At 64.4% G+C, this 8,257-nt stretch carries 4 protein-coding genes and 1 pseudogene; 3 read left to right on the top strand and 2 right to left on the bottom strand.

Annotated features, from left to right (window positions below; all coding sequences use genetic code 11):
- Positions 1–300 (top strand): annotated as a pseudogene (locus tag Q4F04_RS13775) (hypothetical protein); the annotation flags it as partial.
- A gap of 242 nt (positions 301–542) precedes the next feature.
- On the top strand, positions 543–1,484 hold the full coding sequence (locus tag Q4F04_RS13770; protein ID WP_303370379.1) for a glycosyltransferase family 2 protein: 942 nt from the start codon (positions 543–545) through the stop codon (positions 1,482–1,484).
- Between the two features lie 103 nt (positions 1,485–1,587).
- Here the strand turns inward: Q4F04_RS13770 and Q4F04_RS13765 are convergent, their stop codons facing one another.
- Entirely contained in the window at positions 1,588–2,454 is an 867-nt protein-coding gene (locus Q4F04_RS13765; RefSeq protein WP_303370378.1) for a Stf0 family sulfotransferase, read from the bottom strand.
- The gene (locus tag Q4F04_RS13760) at positions 2,454–3,812 is read right to left on the bottom strand and encodes a glycosyltransferase family 92 protein (RefSeq protein WP_303370377.1); all 1,359 of its coding nucleotides are present in this window, start codon (positions 3,810–3,812) and stop codon (positions 2,454–2,456) included. The genes Q4F04_RS13765 and Q4F04_RS13760 overlap by 1 nt, the downstream gene beginning before the upstream one ends.
- Positions 3,813–4,034: 222 nt before the next feature.
- Between Q4F04_RS13760 and Q4F04_RS13755 the strand changes: the two genes are divergently transcribed.
- Positions 4,035–8,257 (top strand): glycosyltransferase (locus tag Q4F04_RS13755; protein ID WP_303370376.1); only part of this gene is annotated, 4,223 nt, incomplete at its 3' end.

The raw sequence follows: 8,257 nt of genomic DNA, 5'->3' as shown, positions 1-8,257 counted from the left end.
CCAGTGGACTGTTGTCCCGACAAACGGCCAGGTCGAGCGGATGAACCGAACGATCAAGGACGATGAGGCGGAAAGCCGATCCACTGGATCGGCCCGCCGAATGGCAGGCGGTTCCATCACGACAGCCATGACCAGCTGCGCACGCACCTTGCCGACCTCCTGGCAGCCTGCAATTTCGCACGCAGGCTGAAGACGCTCGGAGGCCTCACGCCCTACAAATACATCTGCAAAATCTGGACATCAGAGCCAGATCGATGCATCCTCAACCCGATCCACCAGATGCCGGGACTGAACATCTAACAGGGCGGAGCTTCCGCCATCGCAGACCTGACTGGCTACTATAAGTCACGTTCTGCAAGGTCTGGACTTCAGAGCTGGACAGATTCATCTTCAACTTGTTCCACCAGATACCGGGATTTAACACCTAGCCGTGATATTCTGATCTAGATTAATTGTTTGGGTATGGAGAGATATAAAGAAGCTTTCTGGCCCCAACTAGAAGCGCGATCCTGCCGGTGCTAAAGGCAATGAGAAAATATTCTATGATCAAAGATCCTCTCACCTCTCTCCCTCGCGTTACCGTGCTAATGGCGCTGTATCAAGGGGAACGCTTCGTTACGCCGCAACTTGACAGCATCGCAGGGCAGACAGGGGTAGATTGGCAGCTGATTGTAGGCGACGATCAGTCGACAGATGATGGGCCACGGTTAGTGCGCGAATTTTCTGCAAAATACCCAGGTCAAGTAAAATTTCAACTGGCTCCGGGAAATGGCGCAGCTGAAAATTTTCGTGATTTACTGTATGCTGCTCAAATTGGAGAGTACGTCGCGCTCGCAGATCAGGATGATGTTTGGCACCCTGAGAAGCTTATACGCGCAATGACGGCACTGGCCACGCAGCCTGCCGAGCGGCCGGCAATCTATTGCAGCCGAGTGACAACTTGCGACGAGGCGCTTGCCCCACTGAGCCTCTCGCGCCTGCCCCGGCGCCCGCCGTCCTTCCGACATGCGTTGGTCCAGAACATGGTACAGGGCAACACGTTATTGATGAATCCCGCGGCACTCGCGCTGATGCGCTCGGCTGGCCGGCTAGCAGGGCCGGTAGTGATGCATGACTGGTGGATCTATCAGATGGTTAGCGGCGCGGGCGGGACAGTAATCTATGATCCATGGCCTTCCCTCAACTATCGCCAGCACAGGGGTAATGTGGTGGGCGGGAATACCGGCGCGCGCTCGCGGCTGGCGAGCCTGACGCGAATGCTGCGCGGTCAGCACGCAGAATGGAGCCGCCAGAACCTCGCAGCGCTCTCCGCTTGCGCAGCCTTGCTTACCCCCGAGAACCGCAGGTTGCTGGAGCATTTCCGCAGTCTTATAGAAGGGAGCCCCACGGAGCGGCTATCGGCCATGCGCCAAGCCACCTTCTACCGGCAAGGACGGATTTCGCAGGCAGCATTGTGGATGGCCGCTGCACTAGGGCGGGTCTAACAGGTTGCTGAAAAACTATGGCGCGCTGTCCTGCGGAGGAAGATTCTCCAATAGATCGCTGAAGTGCACCGTCAGGCGGCCATATCATCAGAGCCGCTCACTATTAAATATTCAGCATCATCTGTGCCTTTAGCGCGTCGTTTAGTGGGGTTGATTGGCGCTCAATCTTCGGCTCAGTAGGCTTCCAACCGCCTAGATCAATCCCCGCAGCTTGCCCGATCCGGGTAATAGTGGCTGCTGGATCAAACGTCAATTCTTCGTAGCTGATCGACACATATGGGAGGCAATACAAGCCGCATTTAATTCGAATGGCAGAGTCGCTGCGCAGTACGTTATGCGCAATCGTCCGCGTGGTGTTGATATCGAAATCGGCTGCTACTGTGCGTCGGCCCTGTTGGCTGGTCCATTGTCCGGTCTGCAGTGCGATCCAGTGGGAAACTGCCTGGCCCAGAATGTCGTCACGATGAATGTGCACAACCGTTGTCCGGGTGAACAGGCGCGGCAGCTTCCAGCGGATCAGGAAATCCAGTTGCTCTGCCGAGGCCTTTACACCGAATTGCTGGCCCTCGCGCGACAGCCTGCGCGCGAGGGCTAGCAGGTAGTCGGGGGCGCTCTGGATTGCCAGAGCGTCCTTCTGCCTGGCGACGGTCTCGTGGTTGAGAAACTCGCCCAAGCCTGCGACCTGTCCTGTCTGCACGAGGTAATCGGCCAGCAGGTTCGATCCCGAGCGATTGGTGAAGGCTAGGATCAGCAGGGGCCTGTCGATCAGGGGATTGTCGCCCGTGAAGGCCACCCGGCCGCGGAAAAGTGCCCGGATCTCATGTTCGTGCTCATGTCCGGGGTTCGCAGGTGCCTGCGTGCCGGAAGATGCGTGCCCGCGCAGGTCGCGGGCAGCAGCCCTGCGCCGCAGCAGGTCCAGGATACGCCGCAGCGCCGGCCTGCCGGGCCCGGGATCAGCAGCCCACCGCATCAATCGCCTCCAAAGACACGCAGGGCGCGGACCGCCACAGCCTGCGGGTCTAGGGGATGAAGGCCCAAGGCCAGTGGAACTACCGGCTCGTCGTTGACGACCAGCAGCGCCAGGACCCGGCCGACATTCGGCAGCGCCTGCCGCCGCCTCTGGGACAGGCGGGTGCCATCGCGCCTGTCGCCGGTCAGAAGGACATCGACATGGCCCGGCGCCAGCACCTCGAGTTCGACCCCGATCCAGACCGATCCGCAGATCCGCGCGGGGTTGAGCGCGAAGCCTTCCGCGGGGGTGAGGTCATGTTCTTCGGCAGGCAGATGCAGTTCTGAGCCCTTCGGGATATCCAAGCATAGAGGATCAAGACCCCCATCGGGCAGCATGGCCACGCTGTTTGGAATGACCAAGGCCGTGCCGAACAGGCTATGCTGCAGCTTTACCGCATGGCCATCTGCCTCGACACGTTTCTTCATTGCGTTCACCGCCGCCTGCGACGCAGTCATGAAGTTGCGGGTCGACCCGATTATTCCCATCCGGGACAGGCAGCCGTATCTGATCGGCGCCGCTCCCCGTTCGGCCACGAGGTCCATCAGTTCCTGCACTGCCGAGGCGTGGTCCGCCACCCGGGTGTCGGTATGATCGAAGTCCCATTTCTCGAAGAGTTCCAGCTTCTTTTCGCTGCGCCCATCGGCCTGGCCGCGGGCGATCTTGGCCGCATAGTCGTCGTATGAGCGCGTGAAGTAGTGGTTGATGACGGCCATGTCCCCGGTCACGGCGCCACGTTCGTGCATCCAGACCTGCGGGATGGAGCGCCCCTTCTCGTCCACGCTGCGGCGGTCGATCGTTTCGGCGTGATGGACGAACATGGTCCTGACTCGCTCGGGGCGCACGAAGCACTTGGCGATCTGCCACAGGTTCGGATCGCAGTGCACGAAGTTCAGGGTCACCAGCCCTGCCGGCCGGGCACGGTGCCCCGAATGACCGAACATCCGCCAGAACAGCACGACCTCTTCCGCTTCCGGCGGGAAGCCGGCGAGGAAAGCCGGCAGAGTCACGCCGGGGGGTAGCGAGACGAATTCGTCAATATCCAGAAAGCCCATCCAGTCGCAACGCGGCCCGAAGGTCATCACCGCGTGCTGGTAGGCGTCGATCTGGCCGGGAAACAGCGGCCAGTGCACCAGCGTCACAAGGCCCGCATTCACGAAGGGCGCCAGAACCTCGACCGTCGCGTCGTCGGAGCGGTTGTCGTAGATGACGAAATGCTCGACGCCCAGAAGATAGTGGTAGGCCACCCATTCCGCGATGAACGGACCTTCGTTCTTCGTGATGGCCGCCATTGCGACGCCGAGATCGGGTAGTTTCATGCAGCCTCCGGCACCGTGACAACGGCAGACCATAAGGGAAACCGCAATTCGCGCACAGGGGGGCCACGTTGTGCCCATGGAGGTTCCCCCTCTTACGACCCTGCCCTATAAGCGGGCATCCGCCGATTGATCCTCCAGCCCGAGCGCCCGATGATTCCGAACGCCAGCAACACTCCCCTGCAACCGCCGAAGCCGACCCCCGTCGCCGCGCGGTGGGAGCAGATGTTCGAGAACGGGCAGGAGGTTCTGGTCGTGCGTGGATGGGCCTATCATCCCGACGACCCCTCGACCCCCGTGAACATCACCCTTTGCAGCGACGACGAGGTGGTGGCAAGGGCAGTGGCGACCGATCGGCGGGGGGATCTTCTGCGACGGGAACGGGGCGATGGCTGGGCGGGCTTCGTCTTGCACGTGCCCCTCGCCCGGCTGGGCGGCGCCAAGCCGCGGCTGTTTGCAGGGGATGTCGAGCTGCCCGCCCCTGCGGCCGCGACCCCCGTGAAGATCGCGCCACCCCAGATGGTCGGGGAGGTGACGCGGCTGACGCTGGAAGGCGGGCTGCTGCATGTCGAGGGCTGGGCCGCAGACATCACCTATCCGGGTAACCGGCTCGAGGTCAGCCTCGAGGTGGGCGACGAGTTGTGGCGGGACTTCGCTGCCCGTCCGCAGGTGGCCCCGCCCCTGGTCGGCAAGGGCGAGAACGGGCGCGGCTTCGCCTTCACTGTGCCCCTGCCCGAAGGAACCGGGCTGGACCGGGTGCGGGTCCGGCTGCCGGATGGCAGCCTTCTGGACGCCGGATCGCGCCGGGCGCTCGGCTGGGCGGTCCGGGTGCCCGCCTGGCCGCCGGAAACCTTGGCCAACGGCACCTTGCGCGGCGGCGTGCAGCTCGACCGCCGCCTGTTGCGCGGATGGGTCGAGGATACGGCCGCAGGCGTCCCGGCGCCTCTCGAGGTGCGGATCACGATGGACGGGGAACCGGTCTGGCAGGGCGCAGCCAGGCGGATCGAGGACATCCCGGCCGCCGCGAACGACTCCGCCGGGCAGCAGCGCAGGCAGTCTGGTTACCGGGTCCTGCTGCCGCGACCGCCTGCGGGACGGATCGTGTCCACCGTGGATGCGGTCACGGCGGACGGCCGCCGCCTTCCCGGCTTTCCCCTGCGGAGCTGGGCTGGCGACGAGCTGATCGGCCGGATCGAGCAGTTGCGCATCACCGAGGGTGCCCTGGAACTGCGCGGATGGTGCATCGACAGCCGCGATCCGTCGACCCCCCTGGAAATCGAGGCGCGCAGGGCCGATGGCGTGCTGCTTGCCCGTGCCACCGCCTCTGATCGGCCCGACCGGCATCTCCTGAAGAAAACCGGGAATGCACCGGTGGGCATGTTTCGGCTGAGCCTGCCGCTGTCGGCCTTGAGCAGCGGCCATGGCGATATGCCTGACACGGGCCGCCTGCCGGTGATCTCACCGGTCGGGACCATGCGCCGTCTCGCGTTCCATGCCGAAGCCGCGAGCCTGGACGCCTTGCAGGCTGCGGCATCCGAGCGCTTCCCGGGCTGGGGAACTCCGATTCAATGGCACATCGACCGCCTGTCCGACAATGTCCTGCACGGCTGGATGCTGAGCCTGAACGACCCCGAGGCGCTGTGCTATGCCGATGTCTTCCTGGACAATGCATGGCTGGCCACCGTTCCCGCCACCCGTACCCGCCACGATCTGGCCAAGCGGTTCGGCACCCACGGAGACCATGGCTTCGCCCTTGAACTGTCACCCGCGCAGGTGAGCCAGGTGCCGGGATTCCTGCGCGTCCGGCCCCGGATCGGCGATGGCCCCGAGGACACGGCCACCAGGCACCAGATCCAGGCGGCAGCCGGGACCAAGCGCAACGTGATCCATGCAGGCAGCCAGCCCCTGGCGCAGTTCCTGGTTCCGGCGGCCCAGCCCGGCCCGAGGACACGCAGGGTCTCGGTGCTGATCCTGAACCGCAACGGCGCGGGGCTGCTGGAGCGCTTCTTCCGGTCCTTCCAGCGCCACAACAGCTACGCCAATGTCGAGTTCATTGTCGTGGACCATGCCTCGGAGGACGACAGCGCCCGTGTTTGCGCGGCATGGCAGGACCGGCTGGACATCCGCCTTCTTTCTCGCAACGGCAACTATTCCTTTTCGCAGTCGAACAACCTTGCCGCGCAGCATGCGACTGGGGAGATCCTCATCCTCGCCAATAACGACGCGCGCCTGTGCGAGGATATCCTGCCGCAGATCGTGGACGCGCTCGACGATCCGCAGGTCGGCGCGGTGTCGCCTGCGCTGCTGGATGACGTTCCAGACCTGTCACTGGAATTGCCGGGACAGCCGGGCCCCATCCAGCATCTCGGCGTTCACATCGACCTTGGCGGTGTGCGGAAAGCCGGGATTGTTCCCTTCGAAACCCGTCCCTCGCGCGAGTGGCTGGGGCTGGACGCGGCCCCGATCGAGGTTCCCTCGGTCACCGGCGCCTTCATGGCGGTACGCCGGGACGAGTTCCTGCACCTGGGCGGCCTCTCCGAGGATTATTTCTACGGCCACGAGGACATCGACTTCACCCTTCGCCTGCGCCGCAAGGGCCTGCGGATCGTCGCGTTGAACCAGCTACGGGCGCTGCACCTGCGCGCCTACAGCCGCAGCGGCATGAGCCGCGATTACACCGCGATCCGGCAGCGCAACCGCGACATCTTCGACGGGCGCTTCGGCGTCTGGCTGCGCCGCCTGATGGCAAGTGATCGGTTCGGGAAGGTGGGCTTCTGGTCCGGCCGGCGCCTGCGCATCGCCTTTGTGGTCACGGAAAACGACCATGCGACGATGGCGGGCGATTTCTTCACCGCGCTGGAACTGGCCCGGGAACTGGCGCGCAACCATCCGGTCGACTGCCATTTCATCGAACACAAGGGGCCGGAGCTGGGCGAACTGGACGGCATGGACGTGCTGATCGCCATGCGCGACGATTTCGACCCGTTGACGGCCAGGCCGAACAACCCTGCAATGCTGCGGGTGGCCTGGGTCCGCAACTGGGCCGACCGGTTCGCTGCCCGGACATGGACCCGGGACTTCGACGTGATCTGGGCCTCGTCCGGGCACGCGCAGGCAAGGCTGCAGCAGGCCTTGGGCCGCAGCGTGGACCTGATGCCGATCGCAACCGCTGCCGACCGTTTCGCCCAGGGCCGCCGCGATCCGGCGCTGGAGTGCGACTATTGCTTCACCGGAAGCTTCTGGGGCCTGAATCGGGAAATCACCCAGAACCTCGATCCCGCCGCGCTGCCCTACCGCTTTGCGCTCTTTGGCACGGGGTGGGAGAACGAGCCCCAGATGGCGCCCTACAGCCGGGGTCCGCTGCCCTATGACCGGATGCCTGACGTTTATGCCAGCACCCGCATCGTGATCGACGATGCGAACCATGCCACCAGGCAGATGCAGTCGGTCAACAGCCGCGTCTTCGATGCGCTGGCCGCGGGCGCACTCGTCCTGACCAATGGTGTCCAGGGCGCCCGCGCGATCTTCGGCGACCTTCTGCCGACCTATGAGAGCCCGCAGGAACTCGAGGCTCTTCTGCACCGCTACCTGGGTGACGAGAAGCTGCGCCGCGACACGGTGGCCCGGCTGCGCGCGATCGTGCTGGAAGGCCATACCTACAAGCGGCGCGCCGACCAGGCGTGGGAGTCGCTGCGCAATGCCAGCGCCACCCCGCGCATCGCGATCAAGATCGGCGCGCCGAACCGGGGCGCGCTGGCCGAATGGGGCGATTACCACTTTGCCGACAGCCTGCGGCAGGCGTTGGAGCCCCTGGGCTTCCGCGTGCGGATCGACCCGCTGGACGAATGGACGAACCCGCAGTCGAACGGCGACGACATCGTGCTGGTGCTGCGGGGCCTGTCCTCCTACACGCCGCTGCCGCACCAGATCTCGCTCTGCTGGGTGATCTCTCACCCCGACCGGGTCAGCCTGGCCGAGCTGAAGTCCTATGACCATGTCTTCGTCGCATCCGAGCTGTTCTGCCAACAGCTTCGGCGCGATCTGGGCGACCGGGTCTCGACCCTGCTGCAATGCACCGACCCCGCCCGCTTCCATCCCGGCGCGAACGATCCGGCGTTCCGGGAACAGGTGCTGTTCGTCGGCAACTCGCGCAACCAGTTCCGGCGCGTCATCCGCGATGCGATCGCGGAAGGGATCGAGCCCGCAATCTACGGCACCCGCTGGCGAGGGCTGGTCCCCGACCGGTTGATCCGGGGTGAGAACATCCCGAACGTGCAGCTGGCCCATGAATACCGCGCCGCCGGCGTGGTGCTGAACGATCACTGGGACACGATGCGGGATTACGGCTTCATCTCGAACCGCGTGTTCGACGTGCTGGCCTGCGGAGGCAGGCTGGTGTCCGACGAGGTGCCGGGGCTTGAGGAACTGTTCGGCGGCATGGTCCGCGT

Source organism: Paracoccus sp. (in: a-proteobacteria), from assembly GCF_030536915.1.
In the GTDB taxonomy this organism is placed as follows: domain Bacteria; phylum Pseudomonadota; class Alphaproteobacteria; order Rhodobacterales; family Rhodobacteraceae; genus Paracoccus.
Note: the sequence above shows the minus strand (reverse complement) of the source record. Positions and strands in the feature narration are given on the sequence as shown.